We start from the raw sequence: 24,707 nt of genomic DNA, 5'->3' as shown, positions 1-24,707 counted from the left end.
CGGCAGGAGCTCGCGCCCCCACCGCCCAGCGTGCCGCGCGGTAACTGTGCGTCATGGCAGGAACGCGCGGCGCATCGCGCGTGACGGGATGACTTCCACGCGCAGCGCGCGTTCGCTACGAAGGGAGTGTCACGCTGCCCGGTGATCATTGCCGGACGACGGCACGGAAGGAAAACGCCAGTGAACCAGGATCTCGACGCTCACGACCTCATGGCGCTCCGCTCCTTCGCGCGGCGCTCGTTCGTGCTGCCCGTCGCCCTGCTGGCGCTCGGGCTTTCGGGCTGCGTGGCCGGGGTGGGGGAAGCGTGGGAGGAGGACGTCGACGAGGCCGAGATCGCGCTGCTCGCGAACAATGCCCACCACAACGGCTTTCAGCTCACCAACTACATCGTGGCGCAGGAGTCCCAGCTCGCCGGGCAGCACACCGGGGACAGCTCGTTCATCTGCCCGCCGGGGCTGAACGGGAACTGCTACCGCAAGGAGTTCCTCTGCTCGGGGTGGGGCGTGCCGATGCAGGGCACCGGGCTCGCCAGCGACGGCAAGTACATCAAGTACGTGGGGGGCGGGGGGCCCTGGAGCAGCGGCTACACGTGGTGGCAGAACTGCGGCTCGACCACGTTCGCCTATGTCAATGGCGTCACCGGCGCGAGCGGGCGGACCCTCGTCGCCAATTACTCGATCGCCGTGGATCCGGGCTACATCGCCCTCGGGTCCTACGTGTGGATCGATTCCCACAACCACTGGTTCCGCGCCGACGATACCGGAGGCGCCATCGACGGCTATCACCTGGACATCTACACGGGGACCAGCAATCCGCTCTACAACAGCACGAGCGGGATCTACCTCACGCAGACGGTGCGCGCGATGAACGATCCGAGCCCGTACAGCGCGCCGCCGGCAGAGGTGATCGTGGACGATCAGCAGAGCGGCTTTTCACGGTACGGGACGGGATCGTGGACCCAGGCCTCGTACGGCTACGGATCGCACATGTGGTACATCACCGTGAACGGCACGACCCAGAACAACTACGGGCGGTGGAAGCCGGCGTTGCCGGGGGCGGGGTCGTACAAGGTCTACGCGCACATCCCGTCGAACCACGCCAATTCGAAGAAGGCGCCCTACAAGATCTACCACCAGGGGACGAACGATTATGCCCGGGTGGACCACTCGATCTATTCGAACCAGTGGGTGCTGCTCGGGACCTGGAGCTTCAGCGGCGACGGGACCGAGTTCGTGCAGGTGGGGGACAACTCGGGCGAGGCGGCGAGCACCTCGCTGAAGGTCGGGCTCGACGCGGTGAAGTTCGTGAAGCAGTGAGGTAGACAGGGGCGCGTCAGGCGGGGCGGGGCGCGTCAGGCAGGGCGGGGGGCGTCAGGCGGGGCGGGGCGCGTCAGGCGGGACGGGGCGCGTCAGGCAGGGAGGGACGCGGCGTCCTGGGCTTTCAGGAGGCGGCCGAAGCCTGGCTGGGTGCCGACTTCGGGGAGGACCTCGCCGTCGCGCACGGCGAGGCGTCCGTTCACGAGCACGGCGCGCACGGCGCGGGGGTTTCTGCGGACCATGCGCACGATGCCGGGGAAGCCCTCCATGGGGGCCTCGTGGGGGCGCTCCACCTCGTCGTCGATGCCCGCGGGGTCGAGCACCACCACGTCGGCCTGGCGGCCCACGGCGAGCTGTCCGGCGTCGATGCCGAACCAGGTGCCCAGCTCGCCGGTGAGGCGGTGGATGGCGCGCTCGGTGGTCATGATCTCGCGGCCCTCGCGGGCTGCGTTCTTGACCAGCCGGAGCATGCGGAGGGGGAAGTTGTAGTGGGCCATCTGGCGCAGGTGGGCGCCGGCGTCGGAGAAGCCGATGAGGGCCGCGGGGTCGCTGATGATCTGTTCGAGGGGGCCCTGCCGGTCGTTGGCCATGACCGTGTACCAGCGGAGCGCCGAGCCGTGCTCCGCGACGAGGTCGAGGAAGACGTCGACGACGTGGCGGCCCTGCGCCTCGGCGAGCTGGATGAAGGATTTGCCGACCACGCTCGGGTCGGGGCAGCTCAGGATCTCGGACTGGTTGAAGTCGCGGTGGAAGGCCTTGGGGAGGAGCTTCGAGGTCCACTCCTTGCGGAAGCGGGCGCGGTAGGCAGGGTCGCGGAGGAGGCGGGAACGGTCGGCTTCCTCGGCGAGGTGGAGGGCGGCGGTGCCGGCGCCGAACTCCTCGAAGACCACGAGGTCCATGCCGTCGGCCCAGAGGTCGAAGACCTCGGGGAGGGCCTGGATGCGGAAGTCGGCGCCGAGGAAGGTGTTGAAGACGCGCGCGCCGAAGCCGGCGACCTTGTAGATGAGGCGATCGGCGCGGAGGTCCATGAGCGAGATGATGGTGGTCTTGAGCGGCTTCCGGACGAGGCCCGCGCTCTCCAGCATGAAGAGGATGGCGTTCACCTTGGTGGAGGCGTCGGGGACGCCCTGGAAGACCCGGTCGCGCTCGCGCAGGACGCGGCAGAGGCGGCGGTACTCGGACCAGCTCGCGTAGGTGGAGGGGAGGGGGCGGCTGCGGATGGAGCGGCTGCCGCCGATCTTGTCCCACTTGAGGGTCATCACGCTGAGGCCGAGGTAGCCGGCGTCGAGGGCTTCGCGGAGGATGGTCTCCATGCGCGTGAGCTCCTCCTCGGTGGGGCTGACGTGCTTGTCGAGGGAGCGCTCGATGCCCATGACGTGCGCCCGTAGCGCGGAGTGTCCCAGGAACGAGGCGACGTTGGGGCCGAGGGGAATGGTTTCGAGGTGCTCGAAGTACTCGGTGACGGTCTCCCAGGTCTTCCGCGCTTCGAGGAGGGGCCTGACGATGTCGTAGGGGATGGCCTCGACGCGGCAGAACTGGTCGGAGAGGTCCTCGGGCGTGCCGACCGCGAGGCTCAGGCTACAGCTCCCGAAGACCACGGTGGTGACGCCGTGCCGCAGCGACTCGGAGAGGGAGGGGGCGACCTCGATCTCCGCGTCGTAGTGGGTGTGCATGTCGATGAAGCCGGGGGTCACCCAGCACCCCGCGGCGTCGAAGACCTGGGTCTCGGGGCCGCGCGGGAGGGGTGCGTCGCTGATCTCGGCGACCTTGCCGCCGCGGATGCCGAGGTGGCGCGGGGCAGGGGAGGAGCCCGCGCCGTCGAAGAAGAGGCCGTTCTCGATGATCCAGTCGAAGGGGGCGCTCACCCGGGGGAGCCTACCACTGCGCAGCGTACGTGGCGCGCGTGGCGCGCGTGGCGCGGGCGTGGCGGGCGTGGCGGGCGTGGCGGGCGTGGCGGGGGCGTGGCGCGCGGATGGCGCCTGGCAGGAGCGCGCGGCTCCGGGCATGCGTGGCGGTGGAGGATCACCACCAGAGCGGTGTCGCTTGCTGCGCCGAGGTGCGTCTCGATAAGCTGCGATCATGCAATTCCGCGCGTCCTTGATGCTTTTCCTGGCAGTGGCCACGGCGGCGGCCATCCCGGCGTGTTCGTGCAGCGGCGAGGACGAGGGGTCGTCCAACAGCTCCGGCACGGGTGGCAGTGGCGGCGACGGGGGATCGGACCCCGTGGCGAGCGCGGTCCGGATCGATCCGCCGTCGGTCGTGCTCGAGGTCGATTTCAACGGGCCGGCCCCCACCCAGGCGTACCGCGCCTTCGCGACCATCGATGGGCAGGAGGTGGAGGTCACCGCCGACTGCACGTGGTCGGCGAGCCCCGGGTTCGGGTTGATGTCGGGGGCGACGCTCACCACGGCCCTGCGCGGGGGCGAGGGCGAGGTCACGGCGAGCTGCTCCGGTGCGAGCGGATCGAGTGAGCTTCTGCTGAACCTCTCCGGAGAGCTGATTGCGGGAGGCGCCACGCCGGGCAACGCGCCCGAGCTCTTCGAGGGGGCCACGCCGACGGACGACGCGACGCGCGCGCCGTCGATGGTGTACCCGCTGGACGGGGCGATCGCGCCGCGGAACTTGCCGCCGGTCGACATGCAGTGGCTGACGGGACAGAACGATCTGTTCCGGATCCACCTCGCCGCGACGCACCTCGATCTCGACCTCTACACGTCCGACGTGTCCCTGATGCTCGCCGAGGGGGACTGGGGGAAGGTCGCGGAGACGGTGGCCGGCGAGGACCTGACCATCGAGGTGGAGGCCTTGCTCCAGGCAGATCCCTCGGCGAAGTTCGGCGCGCCCCCGGTGCGGTTCCGGATCTCGCACGACATCCTCGACAAGACGGCGATCTACTGGTGGGCCTCGAACCAGCAGAGCCTGATCACGCAGACGTTCGGGGCCACCTCGGAGCCGGAGCGGATCATCGAGAACTGCACCTCGTGCCACTCGGTCTCCCGATCCGGCAGCCGCATCGGGTACAGCCGCTGCGTCGGCGGGGACTGCAACAACCTGCGCGTGGGTTTCATGCGCTTCGACAAGCAGACCAACGCCTGGGTGGAGGTCATCAACGCCGACACGTTCCCCGCGCCGATCTTCGGCTCGTACACGACGTTCTCGCCCGTGGGCTACCCGTTCCCGACCGACGCGCAGTCGGTCGCCCTGGTGACGCGGTCGCCGGGGTTCCTGGAGGCCTACGATCCGGACACGGGCGCCGTCCTTCCCTCCAACGCGCCCCAGGTGTCGGTGATGGGGCCGAACGGCACGCAGCGCTCGGCGCTGATGGCGGACTGGTCACCCGACGGCAAGAGGGTGGCCTTCGCCTCGACCCCGTACCCCAACGCCCACTGGATCGACCTGTCGGAGGGCGCGATCGCGGTGATGAGCTACGAGTACGACGGGACGAACCACATCTTCGGTCAGCCTGACACGATCGTGCCGAGCCCCCTCGAGTTGCCGAGCGGGCAATACAACAACCTGTTCTTCCCGAGCTTCTCGCCGGACGGGGAGTACATCGTCTTCAACGCGGCGCGCAGCGCGTGGCGCAACGGGGCGAACGCCGCGGCGCCCGGGCAGCGGCTGGCCCTCGCAGACAGCCAGGGCGCCGGCGTGGTGGAGCTCGCGGCCATGAACGGCCCCGGAGACCTGGACATCACCTGGTCGCACTGGGCGCCGCGCTCGGACGGTGAATACCTCTGGGTGGTGTTCTCCAGCCAGCGCGATTACGGGCACAAGCTGACGCTGGCGAACACCGACCCGGGCTGCAAGGCGAACGGGGTGAATCAGTGCAAGCAGATCTGGATCGGCGCCATCGACCGGCAGAAGCTCGCCGCGGGGCTGGCGCAGGACCCGAGCGCGCCGGCGGTGTGGTTGCCCGGGCAGAACATCACCGCGAACAACATCAGCCCGTACTGGACCGTGCCGACGACCGAGATCCCGCAGTGATCATGGGGCGGTGAGTCCCTTCGCGAACGTCCCCGCGGGGTCCGAGTGGATTGTCCTGCGCGAGCGGCGTCTCCGGGAGTCGGCCGGCGGCGCCACCCCGGACCCGTGGTCAACTCCAGGTGCGCGGTGGATGCCGCTGCCAGGAGCGCGGCACGCGACGGAGGAATCCGATGAAATGACCTGGGCTTGGATCTCGCTTTGTTGAGGACTTGCCAGCGGGATCCCACCTTCGTAGTCTGGGCTAGAGGAATTCTTTGTTTTTAACGCAACTCAGGGTGTTCTGTGCGAGCGCTGTCGTTCTGACCGCGATGCCTGCCTTTGCCGGTGATGCCGATGATCTCTTCCAGAAGGGCATGGCAGACCTGGAGGCGGGGCGGCTCGATACGGCGTGCCCGGCGCTGCGCAAGAGCTTCCGCTTCGAGAAGCGCCCGACGACCCTGTTTCACCTGGCCGAATGCGAGGACCGGGCGGGGCGCATCGCCACTGCGGCGCTTCACTACGACGAGTACCTCGACCTGTTCGAGCGTCTGTCCCCGCCCGAGCAGCAGGCGGAGGGGGAGCGAGAGCGGAAGGCATTCAAGCGGCGGGAGACGCTGGATGGCGACATCCCTCGGGTGACGTTCCGGCTGCCGGAATCGGCGCCCGTCGGGACCAAGGTGACGAGGGTGACGAAGCAGGGCGGCGACCCGGTGCCGGTGGCCCTCGGCGTGGCGCTGCCCATCGATCCCGGCGAGCACTGGGTGATGACGCAGCCCCCCGGGGGCGCGCGCTGGGAGAAGCGGTTCTTCGTGCAGAAGGGCGACCGGCAGACGATCGCGCTGTCGGTGTCGTCCCCCGACGACGACGCGAAGATGGTGCGCTACAGCCGGCCGCTGGAGCCCGTGCCGGCGCTGCTTCCGCCCGAGGAGTACGACAACTCCGGGAGGCGAATCGCCACCTGGACCGCCGGCGGGATCGGGGCAGCCGGGGTGGTGACGGGCATCGTGACCGGCGCGGTTGCCTGGAGCCAGAAGGGTGTGGTGAACAGCAACTGCCGCGACGGGCTGTGCAACACCAAGGGTGAGAGCGCGGCGGACCTCGCGAGCACGATGGGGACCGTGAGCACGATCGCGTTCCCGATCGGGCTGGCAGGGCTCGCCGTGGCGGTGGTGCTGATCCTGACGGAGCCCGAGCAGGGGCGGCTCGGCGCAGCGCCGCAGAGGGCGGTGATCGGCCGCGCAGCACCGGCGATCGATGTGAGCGTGTCCAGGCAGGGCGACGGTTTCGTGGGAGCGACGTGGATATGGTGAAGCCGGAGTTCGTGCAGTCATCCGCGAGGAGACCACCAGAGGGTCGAGGCGTGAACTCGCAGCGCCTCCGGGCGCGTCGAGGCCGCGTCAGGATGCAGGCCCTCGCGCTCCTGGGGCTCCTCCTGGTCCTGTTCGGGGCCGTGGTGAGCTGCACGGACATCCTTGGCATCGATACCGATTACGAACAGAACCCCTGCAACGCGCCCAGCGCGAGTCAGCTCGATCCCATCGACTGTCACCAGGGCGCCTGCCGGGCGCTGGTCGATGCCTGCGACAGCCAGGGTCTCCCCGCGGCCTGCCCAGACGCGAACGCTCAGGAGAAGGACCTGTGCAATGACGGGTTCGACAACGACTGCGACGGGTACATCGACGAAGACGAGTGTCCTTGCGAGGATGGCCTCCAGAAGCAGTGCTTCACCGGCTCACCCGCGACGCGCAACCGAGGCATGTGCCAGGACGGCGTGCAGGTCTGCATGAACGGCGTCTGGGGAGAGTGCGAGGGCGCGATCCTCCCCGTGAAGGAGGTCTGCGACCAGCTCGACAACGACTGCGACGAGGACATCGACGAGGGCTGCTCCTGCAACGACGGTGACGAGCAGTTCTGCTACGGCGGCCCCGAGGTGACCATCGGCGAAGGCCTCTGCACGCAGGGCAAGCAGCAGTGCATCGACGGCGGCTGGGGCGACTGCGTGGGCGATGTCACGCCGAAGCTCGAGCAGTGCGACAAGAAGGACAACGACTGCAACGGCGAGGTCGACCTCGACTCCGAGTTTTGCGAGTGCGTCGAGGATGATCCTTGCTACGACGACGTGAATTTCCCCAACACGCGGAACATCGGGATCTGTCGGGCGGGCGTGTATCCCTGCGTGAACGGGAAGAAGCAGACCGATACCTGCGTCGGCATGGTGACCCCCTTGCCCGTGGAGGCCTGCAACGCCCAGGATGACAACTGCAACGGCGAGAGCGACGAGGGGATCCAGGAAGTCGGCCAGGGTTGCAGCACGGGCCTGGAGGGGGCGTGCAACCCGGGCATCTGGCAGTGCAGCGCCAATGGCCTGTACTGCCAGCCGAACTACCAGCCCGATCAGCTCCCCGAGCAGTGCGACGGCGAGGACGACGACTGCGATGGCGTCGTCGACGAGGGGCAGTTTTGCTGCCCCAACGACGGGAGGACGAGCGGCAACGAGACCGACGTCGACTGTGGCGGCTCCTGCCAGCAGAAGTGCGCAGACGGCCTTGTTTGCAGCGTGAATACCGACTGCCAGAGCAGTAGCTGCCAGGGGCAGATCTGCGCCACCCCCACCTGCGACGACGGGCAGGAGAACGGCAACGAGAGTGACGTCGACTGCGGCGGCTCTTGCCCGGACAAGTGCTCGATCGGCTCCACGTGCAACGGCAACTCGGACTGCGTGACCAACGTCTGCGACTTGACGACGCACGTCTGCGCCCAGAAGCCGAACGGCGCGACCTGCCAGCAGAACGACGAGTGCCTGAACAACTTCTGCGTCGACGGCGTGTGCTGCAACCAGCAGTGCCTCGGACCCTGCCGCGCCTGCACGGCGCAGCAGAAGGGGGTTGGTCAGGATGGCACCTGCGGCAACATCGTGACCGGCACGGATCCAGACGAGGAGTGCGCCGCGACGAACCCCTTCACCTGCAACACCACGGGGGTGTGTGACGGCTTCGGTGCTTGCCAGGTGTGGCCGCAGGGGACGTCGTGCTCGAGCCCGATCTGCGTGAACGATGTGACGGCTGCGAGGCCGGACACCTGCATCAGCGCTGGGCAGTGCCAGGACGCGGGGACCGAGGACTGCACTCCATACAGGTGCAACGGCGCGACCGGCACGTGCCGCTCCGGGTGCAGCAGCGATGTCGACTGCACGTCGAGCTATTACTGCAACGCCCTGAGCTGCACCGCGAAGAAGCCGAACGGGCAGACGTGCGGCGGCGCCAACGAGTGCGCGAGCGGCTCCTGCGTGGACGGGTTCTGCTGCAACACGGCTTGCAACACCACGTGTCAGGCGTGCTCGGCCTCCAGGACCGGCTCATTGCCGAACGGCACTTGCGGCCCGGTCATCGCCAACACGGATCCAGACAACGAGTGCGCGACGCAGGCGACGGACACCTGCGGCACCACGGGCGTCTGCAACGGGTCCGGCGCCTGCTCCTTCTACCCGCTGGATACGGTGTGCTCGCCAGCGAGCTGCGTGGATCTGGTGACCCTGAACAGGGCCGACGTGTGCAACGGGTCCGGGACATGCAACGTCCTCGGAAACGTGAACTGCGCGCCCTACGTCTGCGACCCCAGCGGCGGAAGCGCAGTATGCCGGGTGAACTGCTCCTCGGACCTGCAATGCGCCTCGGACCACTACTGCAGCGGTACGAGCTGCGCCCCGAAGAAGCCCATAGGGAGCCAGTGCACGGGCTTGAACGAGTGCGGTAGCGGTCACTGCGTCGACGGTTACTGCTGCAACACCGACTGCGCAGGAACCTGCTACGCCTGCTCGCTGGCGAAGACCGGCCTCGCCAATGGCCTGTGTGAAGAGGTCACGGTCGGTACCGATCCGGACAACGAGTGCGCTTCCCAGCCTGTGACCACCTGCGGGCAAGACGGGACATGCAACGGTGCCGGTGCCTGCCGGCTGCACGTCGCGGGGACCGAGTGCGTTCCGGCGGCGTGCCAGGGCGACACCGCCGTTGCGAACGCCGACACCTGCAACGGGCTGGGCTCCTGCGTCGACAATGGCGTCACGAGCTGCGGCCAGTATCTTTGCTCCGGCGGTGTATGCACCGATATGAGGCCCGACGGTGCTTCCTGCACCCTCTCCTCGCAGTGCGGAAGCGGCCAGTGCGTGGATGGAGTCTGCTGCGGGACGGCTTGCACCGGCGTTTGCATGGCCTGCACGGCCGCGAAGAAGGGCTCGGGGGTCGACGGGGTCTGCGGAGCGATCACGGCTGGCATGGATCCGGACGATGATTGCAGTGCGCAGTCCGCGACGACCTGCGGCCGGGATGGGACCTGCGACGGGACGGGCGCGTGCCGGATGCACGTGGCCGGAACGAGCTGCTCCTCGCCGAGCTGCGCGTCGGGGACCTCGGTCAACGCCGTGGACACCTGCAATGGGCAGGGGACCTGCGTGGACAGCGGGACCACGAGCTGCGCGCCGTTCACCTGCGCGAGCGGCGCCTGCACCTCGCTGAAGATCAACGGGACGCTCTGTGGCGCGTCCGGCGAGTGCGCGAGCGGTGCCTGCGTGGACGGGGTCTGCTGCGACGGCGCGTGCACGGGCCCGTGCCAGGCTTGCTCGGCATTCAAGAAGGGCGGCGGCGCAGACGGAACGTGCGGCCCGGTGGCGAACGGCATCGATCCGGACAACGAGTGCGCGCAGGAGGCACCGTCGACGTGCGGCCAGGATGGGATGTGCAGCGGCTCGGGCTCCTGCCGCAGGTACGCGGCCGGGGTGATCTGCGAAGCGGCGACCTGCGCGAACGAGACCACGGTCGCAGCCGCGGATACCTGTGACGGCAACGGGGTGTGCACGGATGGCGGGACGTCGAGCTGCGGCCAGTTCATCTGCTCCGGCAGCACCTGCACCCAGCTCAAGATCAACGGCGCGGCGTGCGGTGCCGCCGGAGAGTGCGCGAGCAACTCCTGCGTCGACGGTGTGTGCTGCGCGAGCGCCTGTGGCGGCGCCTGCCAGGCTTGCACGGCGGCGAAGAAGGGCGGCGGCGCGGACGGTACCTGCGGCCCGATCGCGGTGGGGACCGATCCGGACAACGACTGCGCGGCGGAGTCCGCCGCGTCCTGCGGTCGGGACGGCATGTGCAACGGCGCCGGAGCGTGCCGCCTCCACGCGAGCGGGACGGTGTGCGCCGCGGCCACGTGCGAGAACACCACGACGGTGGACAACCCGCACACCTGCGATGGCGGTGGCACATGCGTGGACGGTGGCACCACGAGCTGCGGGCAGTTCACCTGCGCGGGCGGTGCCTGCACGACCGAGAAGATTCTCGGGGTGAGCTGCGCGAACAGTGGCGAGTGCGCGAGCAACTTCTGTGTCGACGGCGTGTGCTGCGAGAGTGCGTGCCCCGGCCTCTGCCAGGCCTGCTCGATGGCGAAGAAGGGCGGCGGCGCGAATGGCATTTGCGGCCCGATCGCCACGGGCAGCGATCCGGACTCCGAGTGCACGACGGATCCGGTGGCGACCTGCGACCAGGATGGGTCCTGCAACGGCGCTGGCGCTTGCCGGCTCTACGCGAGCGGCACCGCGTGCAGTACGGCGACGTGCGCCGACGCGACGACGGTGAACGCCGTGGATACCTGCAACGGATCGGGCACGTGCGTGGAGAGCGGGACCGCGAGCTGCGGCGAGTTTCTCTGCAGCGGTGGCGCGTGCTCCTCCCTCAAGATCGACGGCGCCCTCTGCGCGCAGGGCTCGGAGTGCGACAGTGGGTTCTGCGTGGACGGGGTCTGCTGCGAGACTTCCTGCGGCGGCCTCTGTGAGGCCTGCTCGATGACGAAGAAGGGGACGGGGCCGAGCGGCACCTGCGGACCTGTCGCCGCCGGCAACGACCCTGACAGCGAGTGCGTCGCAGATGACGTCGCGAGCTGCGGCCAGGATGGGACGTGCGGTGGTGGCGGTGCGTGCCGCCTCTACCCCATGGGGACGACCTGCGCGCCGGCATCGTGCGTCAACGAGACGACCGTGGACGGAGCGGATGCCTGCAATGGGAGCGGCGTCTGCGTGTCCGTCGGCACGACGGACTGTGGCGTGTTCGCGTGCGATGGTGGCGCGTGCACCAACGAGAAGGTGATCGGTGAGCCCTGCACCACCGGAAACGAGTGCGCCAGCGGCTTCTGCGCGGATGGCGTGTGCTGCGATACGGCTTGCGACGCGAGCTGCGACTCGTGCTCGGCAGACCGGAAGGAGCTGGGCGAGGATGGTGAATGCGGCCCATCTGCCGTGGGGCTCGAGTGCGCTCCGGCCTCCTGCAGCCCTGACGGCGCCTCGGCCAACCTCACCGACCGCTGCGATGGTAGCGGGGTTTGCGTGGATGCAGGAACAGAGTCGTGCCAGCACTTTGCTTGCGTGAGTGGCGCCTGCGAAGCGGCGTGCGTCGATGACACCAGTTGTGCACCCGGCGCTTACTGCGGTGATTCGTCGGCCTGCTATCAGGACGTCGTGCTGATGCTGGGCGGCGGTGGCACGCTGGTTGGAGCCAGCTTCCATCCGGGCGGATCGTGGAGCGAACAGCAGATCACCGGCGCAGAGACGACGGAGCGTGTGGCGTTGACGGTCGACACCGTGCGGGGCGTCGGTCTCGTGCGCCACACGGGTGCTGTGGGGACCGACGAGCTGAGGTTCACGACGTGGAGCTCGGTCACCAAGAACTGGACGGCGTGGAGTCAGGTGAACACCGACTACCCGACCAACGCCAAGCCCGCCATCACCTCATTGAATGGTACGGCCCACACCGCCTTCCTCCACGACACGGGGACGGACATATTCCGCTATGCGGCGTACGACGGGGGCTGGTCCACGCACCAGTCGATCTCGATGTTCCCCTCGTTGCCGCTGGCGGGTGACATCGCGGTGCTGGCCTCGGGTGGTGGCACCCCTGCGTTCGTCTACATAAATGGGACCGCGCTGCGGTTCACGCAGCGAAGCAACAATGACTGGCCGGGAGGCTTTACTTCGCTGGATACGATGGCCGCGCCGAACGTTCCGCCTTCGATCGTCTCTATGACCGGCACGGTCTACGATCTCCTCACCGTCTATGTGCATCAAACAGACGGCCGGATCTGCTTCCGCAGCCGTAATTCCAGCACCTCGAACTGGACAGCGACCGATTTCATTAGCAGTAGTACCACGGTCACGACAGCCGACCAGGTTGCGCTCGCCGCCCTCCCAGGAGGCTCGGCCGTGATCGCGTTCCGGTCGAATGCCGCGGGGACCGCGGGGAGGTTGTTCACGAGCTTCTACCGCGAGTCGACCAACGCCTGGTCGGTCCCGGCGGAGATGAGCAACACGTTCACGATCGTCGGGGCACCGGCCGTGGCGCGCGGGACTGGGGCCGGTACCCCGAGCGCATCCTTCGTCGAGCTCGGCTTCGTCAAGGATGATACGACAGACACCCTCCACCACATCCGCTGCACGGCAATGCCAGCGCATACCTGCACGGCCTGGAGCAACCCCGTTCAGGTGAGCTCCACCCCGGTGACCAGCGTCGCGATCGCCAGCGCGCCTTGATGGGAGAGCCCTCTCCCTTCAAGCACCAGCGTTCCCTCGGAGGTCTCGACGGTGGGCGGGGGGCTGCCGCATCAGCGGCCCGTGTGTCTGAGGTCCTGGTTCAACTGCAGCACCGCTCCGGCCGCGTCGCCCCGCGCCCGCAGGCGGTGCACCACCACACCGACACGCGCTTCACCTCCGGCGCCTTGCCCTTCGTTGCCGCGGTGCCAGCGCGCGCCGCCCCCGGCACGCCAGCCCGCGCGGCCGCGGGGGCGCCTGGAGTCTTCTCTCCCTGCTTCTCTCCGTCGCCCTTCTCGTCCTGAGTCTTCTTCTCCTCTGCCGCCTTCCGCGCCAGCGCCAGCGCCTCCCGCAGCGCCCGCACCTCCAGCGCGAACGCCTCCCGCTCCGCGCGCGCGGTCCGCACTTCCTCCAGCCCTGCGCGCAGCTTCTCCTCGCCCTCCGTTCGCAACGCCTCGGCCCCGGCCAGCGCAGCGCGCAGTGCCTTCTCCCGCCGTGACGCCTCCTCGCTGGCAGCCCGCGCCTCTCCCGTGAACGCGGCCAGCGCCGCTTCGTGACCTTTCCGCTCGGCCTCGGCGGCCAGCGCCGCGCGCTCCGTGGCGGAGCACGTCACCTCCAGCGCGAGGAGCCGCGCCTGCGCCGCTGCCTGTCCCGACGTCGCTTGCGCCAGCGCCTCTCCCAGATGGGCCACCTCGGCCTGGAGCGGGCTCAGGGACCGGCGCATCTCGTCCGTCTCCCGCCGCGCCTCCGCGACGTCCCGCCGCGCGTTCTCGGCATCGCGCCGGGCCTCGTCGAGGGCCTCCCCCGTCTCCGCTGCACGCCGCCGCGCGTCCTCGGCGTGCGCGCGTGCTTCCTCGATCTCCCTGGCCACCGCTGCCCGCTCGCGCTGCAGCTCCTCGGCGATGCGCGCCTCCGCCTGCGCCTTTGCCACAGCATCGAGACGCGCCGCTTCCAGCGCCTCGTGTCGCTCTGTCAGCCCCTGCTGCGCGGTGGCGAGGTCGGCCCGCAGCCGCGCTGTTTCATCCTCGGAGGCCTCCTCCGAGGGCGCCCGCGTCTCCGCCGCGGCGTTCAGCGCCCGCTGCGCTTGCGCCTGCACCGCCATCGCCTCGGCCAGCGCCTTCTGCGCCTCCGCCAGCCGTCGCCGCGACGTCGTCGTGGCCATCGCGATGGCCAGCATCACCGCGATCACGACAAGCGCCCCGAGCCCGATGACCTCCATGTCCTCTCCTGCGCCCGCGCGGGGCGTGGGCGAGCATGCACCCCTGCGCGCGCCGCGCGCAACCGCGAGCCTTGTCAGCCCTGCACGCTGAGGCCTGTCAGCCCTGCACGACGAGCCCCGCCCGCGCCAGCCGCGCGAGCTTCTGCTCGGTGACCTCTCGCAGCACCTCGGGGGCGTCGCGTGGCACCCCTTCCACCTCCACGGAGAGCCGCCCGGCCGCGATCTCGGCCAGGGCCCCGGCCACCAGGTCCTCCCAGGTATGCGCCCCGTCCATCCGCGTGAGCAGCGCCCGATCGAAGGCGTCGACCGCCACGCGCTCCATCAGCAGCGTCGTGCAGCCGTCCCGCCCCCGGGCCGCCTCCAGCCGCGCCAGCGCCGTCGTCGCCGGCCGTGGCCCAGGTGCGGGCGTGCAAGGCCGCGCCCAGGCGTCCACCGCGATCTCCCCGCGCGTCACCAGGCCGAGGAGGTTCCTGCCGAGCCGGTCCTGGGCCTCCGCGTTCCTGGCGTCACCCGACTCTGCGAGCGCCCGCGCGCACAGCGCCTCGAAGTGCATCCCTGCCGGGTAGCGCTCCGCGAGCGCCGACAGCGCCGCCTTCAACGGTGCGCTCGTCGTGCTCAGCGAGAGCCCGCGGCCGATCGAGAAGGACGCCTCCCCGCGCGTGCCGTTGTCCGTGTCTCCCTGCTCCGCCGTGCGCTCCTCGGTGAGCGCTGCGCGCAGCCAGAGCCCCGAGAGCCTGCGCCAGGAGAGCGCCCTGTCCAGCGGCGCTTCCCTGTGGCAGAGCAGCGTCCGCCGGAAGAAGCGCAGGTCGAGGTAGTCGAGGTGCTGCTCCGTGTCGACGAGACCCCGTGACCGCTGGGCGATCGCCTGGGCCGCGGCCTCGCCGAACCGATCCGGCATCATCGTCCAGAGGTGCGCGTCGCCCAGGTAGGCGAGCCCCGCCTGGGCCGCGGCGCGCGCGAAGTCGCGGAAGTACACCGCGCGGTTCTCGGCGGCGAGGTGCTCGTGGAAGAGGTAGGCGTCGGACATCCGGGCCAGCAGCCGCAGCTCCTCGTGGAGCCACGCGCGTGCCCCGTCCAGGCTCGGGGCGTGCCCGAGGAGCCCGAGGACCTCCCGCGCGGCCGCGAGGCGCGCCTCGGGCGTGCCCTGCGCGGGGATCTCCCGGAGCATGAGGTCCCGGAGCGCGCCCCGGAGGTGCCATCCAGGCAGCGTGTTGTAGCTGAGGTAGGCGACGCCCATGGGCGCGAGCAGGGCCCGGCAGAGGGTGAGAATCGCCGCCTGGACGTCGGGCGGTACCCAGGAGTAGACGCCGTGGCAGACGACGTAGTCGAAGGGCCCGAACCGCGCGTCCACGTCGCGGATGTCCATGGCGTGGAGCGCGACGTTGCGGAGGCCGAGCGCCTCCACGCCCGCGCGTCCGGACGCGATCTGCCGCGCGGAGGCGTCGATGCCCACGAAGATGCTGCCGGGCAGGGCCACCGCCATGGCCAGCAGGTTCGTGCCGAGGCCGCAGCCAAGCTCCAGGACACGGCAACGGTCCGGGGGCGCGGGGCTGAGGCCGAAGAGGGTGGCCACCGCCGCGAGGTGCGCAGGGTGCGTCTCGGGGAAGGGGAAGTCGTCGTAGGGGAAGTCGTCGTAGGCTGTCAGGGGGACCTCGGGCGACCTCGATGGGCGGTGGGAGCGGCGGCGTCGCCGCAGACCGCGCGATGCTGGGTGCGGTGAGCCTCGCCGTCAGTACGGGTTGAGCCGCGTCCCGATCTCGACCAGCTTGAGCGTCTCCGATTTGAGGAGATCTTTCGCGTCGGGGATGAGGTATTGCATCCCGCCCCCGCCAACGAGCTGGCCCCGGTGTGCTTCATTCCCGCTCGGTAGCTTGACCACGTTGACGCCCGGAAGGGTCCAGGTGTCCCGGAAGGGTGCGGTCGTGGACTGAAGCGCCGAGACCCCGGAGCCGAGCTCGAATTTGCAGTAGATGCGGTTCTGATCGCCGATCCCTAGCTGTCTGCTCGACGTGCCGGAGCGGGTGAAGAAACGCCCGATCTCCATGTCGCCGCCCTTCAGCCCGGCGATCAACTCCCGGGCGCGCGACGGGTGCGCCCTGATCTTGGCGAGGATGAGGGGATTCACCTGCATGTACCCGATCACCACCTGTTTCGGTGGGAGCACGGTAGAGGTGACGGTCTTGGAGAGGTCCATCCCCTTCAGCCAGCCGAGGATGCTGTTCTCCGAGACGAAATTGCGTTTGGTCTCGAAGAACCGCAGCGCCTCCAGGGCCCCCGCGCGGGCCCTGGGTGCGATCCGACGGTAGCCGGATTTGTAGAGCCACTCCTCCACGGTGAACGCGAGGTAGCGCTGCAGCGGCGCAGGCGTGAGCTTTGCCGTCACGCCCGGGAGCTTCTTCGCCGCCTGCTTCATGATCAGGGTGGTGAACAGCGTCACCCCCAGCATGGAGATCGCCTCGGCCAGGTGAGCGGCGGCGTCATCCAGATCCTTCGGGCTCTTCGCGCCGATGGCGACGCGCAGGTACGCCCCGATGTGCTTGCCCACGTCGAGCGCCATCGCGCCCAGGGTCATCAGTCCCAGGGCGAGGAGCCCAATGTCCACCACCTCGCCCACCCCGACGGCGTGCGAGGCCGCCCAGGCACCGAGCACCGCGGCCGTGATCGCGAGGTTCTCCGGGCTGACCAGGGCCTCGACATCCTCCCGCATCTCCTGCGGGAGGAGCGGGATGGCGCGCCGCATCGCCTCGATGAGCCGCTCATGGACGTCATCGAGATCAGCGCCGAAGCCAGCCTGCGGGGTAGAGGGCGGGCGCTGGGGGGCAGGTCGAGCCATGAGATGCAACCGTAGGGGTGGACATCCGCGAAGAGCAAGTACGGCGTGCCCGCCGTAAACGCGGACGCCCTCCGGAAAGCCGCGGAGAATGGCGACGGGCGGATCGGCGCGCGCGAAGAAGCGTGGCCGCCACGGGGGCTGGTGCAACACGCGACGAACCCCGATGATCCGGCCCGCGATCCAGCCCGAACTTTTCCGGGCGTGATGCCGCTTCGGGCCTCACGCCGTCGCCTCCGGAAGCGAGCGAACTCCCCGCCCGCGTGTCTCAGTGGAGGGTTGACAGCGAGACCCTGCTGCAGGTCCGATCGCCAATCGGGTGTTCTCACAACGGCACGAACGACGACTGGCTGTTGGGCGTCCGCTCCGCCTGGATGTGCGCGCCGCGCTCGTCCTCCTGCGGCAGCTCGCCCGGGATCGCGCGGTGATGGTCGAGCTTCGGCGGCTGTGGGCCAACGAGGTCGGCCGGTCCGCGATTCATGCCGTGCGTGATGATGAGGTGCTGCGGCAGCTCGCCGAACAGATCGCCCGCGGCGCCTTCACGGTTGCCTCCGTCCACGAGCCCGCGCCGGACCTGGCGGTGCCCACCCTCGGCGCGCTGCTGGAGGGCAGCGCCGAGCAGTCGCCGCTCCCGGTGCCCGCCGCGCTCACCCACTTCATCGAGGTCAGGGTGGTGCTCGCCTCAGGCGAGGGGGTGGGCTCGGTAGCCCTGGAAGTCGTGCTGCCTACCGAGGAGGTGCAGCGCGCGACCACCGATGGAGAGGGGATGGCGCGGCTCGACGCGATCCCTGCGGGGACATGCGTGGTCCGGTGCACGTGGAGCAACCCGAGCCGCGCAGAGACTCTGGCCTTCGTGGGCCTGAAATCGGGCAGCGGGGCCGCCGGGGACGAGGCCCACGGGGCAGCGGCGGGGCAGGCTGCCCCGCCGCTGCGGCCGAAGACGCCGGAGGACGAGGGCGAGGCGCAGAAGCCCTCCGGCAAGTACGTGGTCTCCCAGGTGGAGCGCCGCAAGGTCGGGACCGGCGATACGCTGGCGAGCCTGGCAGAATCCGTGGGCATCACCTGGAAGGAGCTGGCGAAGTTCAACTTCGGCACCGATGATCCGAAGAAGATCAATGCCGCGCTCCGGCGCGTCGTGGGATGCACCAAGAAAACGAAGGACGGGAAGAATTACCGCTTCGACGACACGGATGACCCTGGGATCGTGCTCCTGCCATCCCCCTTCGAGCTCAAGGGGCTATCCACGGGTACACAGCACACCATCGTGGTGAACAAGGTCGAACTCACGAAGAAGCGACCCGCGCGCTGGACCTTTTCCATGTAGGAGCGCCGAGCGAGGCTCGAGAGGGAACTCAATCCCATTTCAAGCTTTCAGCGAACCACAGAGCGCGTGCCCACACGTCGCGCGAGTAATCGTCTCCCGTCGTACCATCGTCGAGCTGTGCCCAGCTCTTCGCGTCGGTGGGGCGCGTCTTCACGTTCTTTGATCCGAAGTTGTAGGCCGCCGTTGCCCCCGCCATCTGCTGCTCCGGCGTCCAGCTCGGGTACTTGGCCTGGAGCGTCGTGAGGTTGCCCTTCCAGATGGTCATCGCTTGCTCGGCATGCTCCAGGCTATCCGGCCCGCCCTTGAGTTCGTGGTAGCGCTTGTCGACCTGGAACATTCCGTAACCGTTCCCGTGGTCGCCGTACCCATGCTTGTCGAGGAGCCTGCAAAGCCCCGACTCACGGCTGGCGATCCCGAGCGCCAGGGCGGGGGGGATACCGTACTTCTCGCCGAGCTGCTTCGTCATGGGGACGAGTTCCTGTGCCTTCTTTGCGTCGACCTGCGCCCTCTCGATGGCCTGTGACATGGAGCCAGGTTCCATCTTCTTCAGGAGAGCGTTGTACCCATCCGCAGTCGCTCCGACGGGCTCGATCTTGGCGCCCTTCGTGCACACTCCCGTACCCCGGAGGGGGCTCGCCCCCGTGCCCTCGTGGAAAGGGATGAACTGCGCCTCGTCGTAGTCGAGGACGCAGCGGATCGGCGTGCGGTTCTTGGTACCCGTCGTTGCGGCCGAGAGCCGCAGCACCCCGAAGAAGGTCGCGGCCCTGAGCCTTGCCCAGTCCTCCTTCTTCGTCAGCTCGGTGAAGTTGACGAGTTCGGCCTCGAACGCACCATCCTCGTCCACCGTTACAGTGGCCTCGATATCCTTGAACGGCTCGATCTTTCCTTCGGCATCCGTCATCCACAGGGAGATCTGTGCAGGCAAACCCAGCTCGGGATCGAGGTCGGCGATGGATCCCTTTGCGCTCAGCAGCTTCACAGGGAGTTCGCTGGCGTTCGGGCTGGTACTCGACATCCACATGGCTAGCGCGTCCCACCAGTGCGTCTCTTCCGCCGAGAGCGCGAAGGAGGTGAGCTTCGGTCTGGGGACCGTGAGGAGCGGTTCGCTCCGGATCACGGGAACGAATGTCTGGCCGTCGCTGGAAATCGAGAGGTCGTAATCAAACTCATATCCGCCGTCCTCCTGGTCTTCCAGGTAGTTGAGCACCGGCGTCCCCTCGGGCGCGGTGCAGCCGATCCGCCAGACGCGCTCCGAGGTATCTCCGCCCTTCCACGTGAACGCGATCGAGAGGTCTGCGTCCGTGGCCGTCTCGCAATCACCCACGTCGCGCTCGCGAACCTGCAGCCGGATCGCGGCGCCCCGGAACGCGGCCCCGATGGTCGGTACGATGCGCACACGGGAGCCGATGCGCTTGCCCGCGGTCCCGTCCGGGAACGATACTGAAAGCGGGTTGTTGAAGACGATCACCGCCGGGGCGACCGTCTGCGTCGGGCAATAGAGGAAGTCGGGCGCGATCTCGAAGCCCACCTTGCCCTTGCCGATGAGCCGGTGCTCGAGCACGTCGAGGGGCACGGTCACTGTCGCCTGTGTCCCTCCCTGCACCTCGATCGTCACGTCTGGGGTCGGGCACCGCTCCGGCGTGTCAGCCCCCTCCCGCAGCACGAGCCACGTGAAGCGGGCCTTCGTGCCGCTGGGCAGGTTCTTCACTGCCCCGGTCAGCTTCACGGGAGTCCGGGCCGCCGCAACTGTCAGGGTTGGCGCGGCAAGCTTGATCGACGTCATCGGGATGACGCGGAGGCGCAAGACCCCGGTGTAGCCCGGCGCTACCTCGACAGATTTCCCCTCGCCCGCCATGGCCTTCTCCTCGATCCTACGCCGCCGGTACCGTGGTTTCGGCGCTGACTGCCTTGATCTTCGTCTCGAGCACCTTCTCGTTCCCCTCGCTCCGCCGCAGCTCCACCCGGATCCGATCGCCCTCCGCGAGGCTTTTCGCCACCGCTGCGCGCCCGATGCGGCCTACGAGCAGCCCCTGCCCATCCGGAGCGCCCGCGTATTTCGCCCCCTTGGGGTTCTTGTTGTCGAAATCGGCGACCCGCCCGAGCAAGGTGTCCTCCTCGCCCGTCGCGCCGAGCTTGTACACCCCGAGCTCGAGGACATTGAACGTCGGGAACGCCAGGGCCATGCAGCGCACCTCCAGATCTGTCGCGGTCCACGTCAGCCGGGGCTTTTCGAGCCGCGGCGTCGTGTCGTAATCGAGCGAAACAGGCTCGATCGCGATCTTCTCTCCGTTGAAGAGGGCGTTCGGGTTTGTCACCCGGGCCTCGAACCTGAGCTTCGCGTTGGCGTGGCTCTTGTCGCCGAAGCTGGCGATCGTCGCGGTCAAGAGGTTGTCGTTCCTGGACTTGTCCCCGAGGGTCTTCTCCTTGCCATCCTTGTCCTTGTAAACGAAGGCAGGTTTGGCCGCGGCCCAGTCTTTTGCGTCGCCATGGAGCGCGGCTGAGAGGATGAGTGAGGAGCCCTGGACGGTGGTGCGGATCGCGCCGAACTGGGCCTTGCGCAGCTTCACCGAGGGAGCTGCCTCCCAGGCCTCAAGCACGCCCGAGGGCGCGGTCCTCCGCAGCGCGCCCCGCGTGACGTCCTCGGTGCCCTTGCCCGCCTGATCCGAGGTGGGGACCCGGGCCAGCCGCCCTCCATTCTGGAAGCACACCCCGAAGCGCACGTGAAGCTCCTGGGTCGGTCCGAGGGACGCCTCCGCGACCAGCTTGCCGTACGCCTCGGAAGCGTCGAATGTGGCGACGAGTGGGGCATCGTCGGCTGGCGGTGGCGCCGTCAGGCGAACCTCATCGCCGAGATCCTCGGCCGTTGCTGGGGTTTTGGCGCACTCGGTCGCCGCGGCGGCCAGCCGCGCGTGGTAGCCCTTCTTGTCCGAGCTGCACTTGAGCCGTACGCTCAGGCCGTCGGCGGCGATCGCGACGAGCGTCACCTGGGCCGCATTCCTGTCAGCAACGGTCGCTGTGGCCTTCTTCTGGGCCGCTTCGTAGGCGGTCCTGACGGACTGGACCAGGTCGACGAGCGCCCGCGAGACCCGGAAGGCCTCGGTGCCCGTGCGCTTGGCGTGGTACTCGGAGAAGGCGAAGTTGGTCGAGATTGGCTTTTTGCCGTCCTTCGCCGCCACGATGAACTGGCCCGTCTCGTCATACTGCAGGTTGCCGGTCTGCGCCGGCAGCGCCCGCCGGGCCTGGATGGGGATGGAGACGGACGCCTCGGAGCCCTGCCCTTCGGGCGTTGCACCCGCCTCGACGGTCCAGGTTTCCATCACCACGAATCCGTCGATCGCCACGGGCGGGTTCGCGGTGAAATGCAAGGTGAGCGTGTGCGTGCCCGCCTTCCGGTCCTTCACCGGCGAGCCGAGGACGCCGAGCTCCGGCACGAGGACTTCGAGCGCCACCTGCCCCACCTCCGGGGATTGCGACGCGACCTCCAGGGTCACGAGGCCCCAGAAGGGGCAGTTGACCGCCTCGGCGATGACGCCTTCTCTATAGCGGCGCCTGGCGATGACGATTGGCGCGTCGGCCCCCGCGATCCGGGCTTGCAGGGCGAGCGCCTCGGCGCCCTCGACCGGGGCCGAGGCGACTGCCACTGCGTGCACCAGATCACCCACCCTGCGCGGTCGGGGCTCGGCATATGTCGGAGTCCAGCCCAGGTACAGGAGCTTCTCGACAGCCTGCGCTCCCTGGACAGGCGGGAACTCGTCCCGGAAGCGCGCGATGTTGTGCTTGACGAGGAGGCCAAGCAACCAGCCGACAATCACGGGGTGCGCGTGTGCGAGCTTGGTCTTCGCCGCGAGCTGGTCCTCTCCGGGCGCGTCGGCGAATAGTTTCTTCTCGTTGCCGTCCTCGCCGACGACCGACACCTCGTCGTGCGCCCAGAAGGCGGTGGCCTCCGCGTAGGGCGTGAGTTCGCTGTCGTCGCTCTCGAAGCGGGCCTTCATCTCGGCGAGCAGCCCCTCTTTGCTCCAGCCGTTGAGGTGCGCGAGCACCACCTGGCGCAGCCGCGCGCCAGCGAGCCTCCGGAGCAGAGCCCCGTCCTCCTCGGGCGTCGTGCGCGTCGATCCGATCTCGATGTAGCAATCGGCGGTCTCGAAGATGATCTTCCTGGCTGCCGCCGGAACCTGCACCTCGAGCTGATCCTTCTTGGGATCGAACGTCACGGTCTGCGCAGGTAGATCGGGCGGGTCGAAGCGCATGGTGAGCTTCTGCGGGCCTGCGGGCATCGCGCCGCGGAAGTCCTCCAGTGCGATCTTGAGCGGATACACCTCCCTGCCTGTCGTGCCCTGCGGATCGACCGGGAGCCCTGGGGTGAATACCAGCCCTTCAGGACCCTGGTAGAGCGACACCAGCTCGCTGGGATCGTACTCCGGGTCGAGCTTGCCTTCCTTGTCGCCGTCGTCGTCCGGGAGCATCCCGAGCAGCTCGGCGAGTTCGCCGTCCGCGGGATCGAAGAAGTTGTTCTCGGTCTTCTCCTGGAAGCGCTTGAACGTATCCGCGCCGAGGCCGAGCTTCTCGGTGGCGAAATCGAGCAGCGCTTCGAGCCCATGCGGCTCGCCCGCGGGCGCCAGGATCTCCCAGTGCAAGAAGCCCTCGTCCGCCGCCTGCACGTAGCCGAGCGCCTCGCCGCGTCCGACCACGATCGAGGGGCGGCAGAAGGTCAGCACCTTGCCGGAGGCCAGGGCGTCGAGCGCCTCCGTGACATCGCCCTCGGGAGCCTGCCAGACGGCGACAGTGCGGTTCGGCTCGTTGGGATGGAGATCGACCTTCTCCTCGTTCACGAAGGTCGCGCCGATGATCCCGAGCGTCTGCCCCCGGAGGACCGTCTCTTCCGGCTTCGTGGTGGGCAAGTACGTCGTCGGAGGCACGGGATCGATGGCGATCACGGTGCCATTCCGGCGCCTCACCAGCGCATTCAGCCAGGGCACCTTGGCGTACTCCGCGGCGATCTCGTCCTGCGACCAATCGGGCGAGGCGAGGTGCATGTAGAGGGTATAGAAGGTGAAGGTCTTCGAGACCCCCGAGTGATTCTCATCAGGGATCTCATCGAGGACATGACGTACCAGGACGAACGCATTGCTGCCTTGGGCGATCTCCTGGACGAGCGCGCGTTTCTCTGCGCCCTCATTGTCCCCCGCATTCACGAAGCCCGCCGGTAGCGCCTCGGAAAGGCGGGTGGCCACCACGTAACCTGGCGCGAGGCAGCGGACCGGCGCAAGTGGGCCAGGCGGGTTCAAAGGGCGCAAGTGCACTCCGCTGTGCAGGTTCTGGTGGAGACCGAGCGGGTAGTAGCCACCTCCAGGCTGCTTCTCGTTGAGGAAGAGGTAACGCACGGGACTCGGAGCATCGCCAGCGCCATCGAAGGGGAAGGTGACGGGCATGTCCCGGAGGCTTGTCTCGACGGCCTCGGGCGGGGCCTCGATGGGCGTGTCGCGGTAATAGAACAGGCCGCCCCTGCCCCAGGTCTCCGTCGTACCTTCGGCCCAGTAATCCATGAGAAGGTCGTAGCGCATGATCGACCGCTCATTCGGCTGGAAGAGCCTCCTGGCGCGGATCAAGCCAAGCGCGGCGCGCGCGTTGGTCCAGTCGCCGTGGTCGAGCCGGATCAGGTTGTGCTGTGGACCGAGGCGCTCCAGCGCGGCCAGGTCATTGGATTCGCTCGGTGCGACGAGCAGCGGAGGTATCCCCGACGCGTCGATGCGGACGAGATTGCCAAACGTGGCGGGATTGGCCACCATGAGCCAGAGGTCCTCCGCCCCGCTGGTGTCGGGGAGGTAGGCATACCCGGTGAGCAGGATGATGTGGATCGCCGAGTCCCGCTGCTTGTCGGAGGTGGAGAACCCGGAGAAGAAGACGACGGGGTTGTTCCCCCGAAGGACGTCGAGCATCGGCTTGAAGGCCCTCTCGACCCTGGGCTTGCTCTCGGCAATCTCCTCGGCCTTCTTGTAGCGATCCCGCTGTTCCTTCTCCGATGACGGATAGGCATTCAGGTGGTTCGATGTGCACTGGAGGACCTCTTCCAGCCCTGCCCCTACCTTGACGCCGCTGACTTTCTCATTGAATGGAGGGTCGTCCGGTTTCTGGTGGAAGGCGCGCGAGCCCGTGGGCAGACGGAGGTCGAGATAATAGCCCCTGTCCTGACCCCAGTGGCTGATGTAGCGCGCCTTCGGGTCCCCACCCTCGAGGAGCTGGTACCAGTTGTACGTCATCGAGGCCGCGGTGCGGCCGCACCAGTCTTGCGCTCCCGTCCCCTCCGTTCCGCCCGCCTTCGCGTAATGCTGCCCGAGCAGCGGCACCTTCAAGATGTGATACTCCGACGCACGATCCGTCAGCCTGGACGGGATGGCATAGCGGTCGATGGGCCAGATCCGGACGACCTGCCCACCGGCCGACTGCATGTAATTGTCGCTGGTGATCTTCTGGTCGATACCCATGGCCGCCTCGCCCC

Annotated in this window: 12 protein-coding genes; 5 read left to right on the top strand and 7 right to left on the bottom strand. The window is 68.5% G+C overall.

Features of this window, described 5'->3' with window-relative positions; translation table 11 throughout:
* Positions 1-180: 180 nt before the first annotated feature.
* Positions 181-1,317 (top strand): golvesin C-terminal-like domain-containing protein, encoded by a 1,137-nt coding sequence (locus tag CAP_RS29420; protein WP_044246975.1) that lies wholly within the window; start codon positions 181-183, stop codon positions 1,315-1,317.
* 92 nt (positions 1,318-1,409) lie between these two features.
* Here the strand turns inward: CAP_RS29420 and CAP_RS29415 are convergent, their stop codons facing one another.
* A complete protein-coding gene (locus tag CAP_RS29415; protein ID WP_044246974.1) occupies positions 1,410-3,182 on the bottom strand; it encodes an N-acyl-D-amino-acid deacylase family protein in 1,773 nt (590 codons plus the stop codon).
* A 214-nt stretch (positions 3,183-3,396) separates the two neighbouring features.
* On the opposite strand from CAP_RS29415, the gene CAP_RS29410 reads away from it, so the two are divergent.
* The 3 genes from CAP_RS29410 to CAP_RS29400 all read left to right on the top strand — a co-directional run bounded on the left by CAP_RS29410 (position 3,397) and on the right by CAP_RS29400 (position 12,841).
* A complete protein-coding gene (locus tag CAP_RS29410) occupies positions 3,397-5,301 on the top strand; it encodes a TolB family protein (protein WP_156041239.1) in 1,905 nt (634 codons plus the stop codon).
* Between the two features lie 308 nt (positions 5,302-5,609).
* Positions 5,610-6,590: a tetratricopeptide repeat protein gene (locus tag CAP_RS29405; RefSeq protein ID WP_156041238.1), complete on the top strand. Its 981-nt coding sequence runs from the start codon at positions 5,610-5,612 to the stop codon at positions 6,588-6,590.
* Between the two features lie 50 nt (positions 6,591-6,640).
* A complete protein-coding gene (locus CAP_RS29400) occupies positions 6,641-12,841 on the top strand; it encodes a MopE-related protein (protein ID WP_197041404.1) in 6,201 nt (2,066 codons plus the stop codon).
* A gap of 100 nt (positions 12,842-12,941) precedes the next feature.
* Here the strand turns inward: CAP_RS29400 and CAP_RS29395 are convergent, their stop codons facing one another.
* The 4 genes from CAP_RS29395 to CAP_RS52675 all read right to left on the bottom strand — a co-directional run bounded on the left by CAP_RS29395 (position 12,942) and on the right by CAP_RS52675 (position 17,368).
* Positions 12,942-14,057, bottom strand: coding sequence for a hypothetical protein (locus CAP_RS29395; protein ID WP_044246971.1), 1,116 nt, complete (start codon positions 14,055-14,057; stop codon positions 12,942-12,944).
* A gap of 97 nt (positions 14,058-14,154) precedes the next feature.
* The gene (locus CAP_RS45830; protein ID WP_081865375.1) at positions 14,155-15,630 is read right to left on the bottom strand and encodes a methyltransferase regulatory domain-containing protein; all 1,476 of its coding nucleotides are present in this window, start codon (positions 15,628-15,630) and stop codon (positions 14,155-14,157) included.
* A gap of 156 nt (positions 15,631-15,786) precedes the next feature.
* A complete protein-coding gene (locus CAP_RS29385) occupies positions 15,787-16,890 on the bottom strand; it encodes a hypothetical protein (protein WP_156041236.1) in 1,104 nt (367 codons plus the stop codon).
* 322 nt (positions 16,891-17,212) lie between these two features.
* Positions 17,213-17,368 carry a hypothetical protein gene (locus CAP_RS52675; protein WP_197041403.1) on the bottom strand — a complete coding sequence of 52 codons (156 nt, stop codon included), beginning with the start codon at positions 17,366-17,368 and terminating at the stop codon, positions 17,213-17,215.
* A 3-nt stretch (positions 17,369-17,371) separates the two neighbouring features.
* Here CAP_RS52675 and CAP_RS29380 point away from each other — a divergent pair, with 3 nt between their 5' ends.
* On the top strand, positions 17,372-18,211 hold the full coding sequence (locus CAP_RS29380) for a LysM peptidoglycan-binding domain-containing protein (RefSeq protein ID WP_197041402.1): 840 nt from the start codon (positions 17,372-17,374) through the stop codon (positions 18,209-18,211).
* Between the two features lie 28 nt (positions 18,212-18,239).
* Here CAP_RS29380 and CAP_RS29375 read toward each other — a convergent pair whose 3' ends face one another.
* Both CAP_RS29375 and CAP_RS29370 read right to left on the bottom strand, forming a co-directional pair.
* The gene (locus CAP_RS29375) at positions 18,240-20,066 is read right to left on the bottom strand and encodes a lysozyme (protein ID WP_044246968.1); all 1,827 of its coding nucleotides are present in this window, start codon (positions 20,064-20,066) and stop codon (positions 18,240-18,242) included.
* Positions 20,067-20,082: 16 nt separating this feature from the next.
* Entirely contained in the window at positions 20,083-24,693 is a 4,611-nt protein-coding gene (locus CAP_RS29370; RefSeq protein ID WP_044246967.1) for a C39 family peptidase, read from the bottom strand.
* Positions 24,694-24,707 lie beyond the last annotated feature (14 nt).

The organism is Chondromyces apiculatus DSM 436 (genome assembly GCF_000601485.1).
GTDB lineage: Bacteria > Myxococcota_A > Polyangia > Polyangiales > Polyangiaceae > Chondromyces > Chondromyces apiculatus.
The sequence above is the reverse complement of the archived record's forward strand: the minus strand, read 5'-3'. Positions and strand labels throughout refer to the sequence as shown.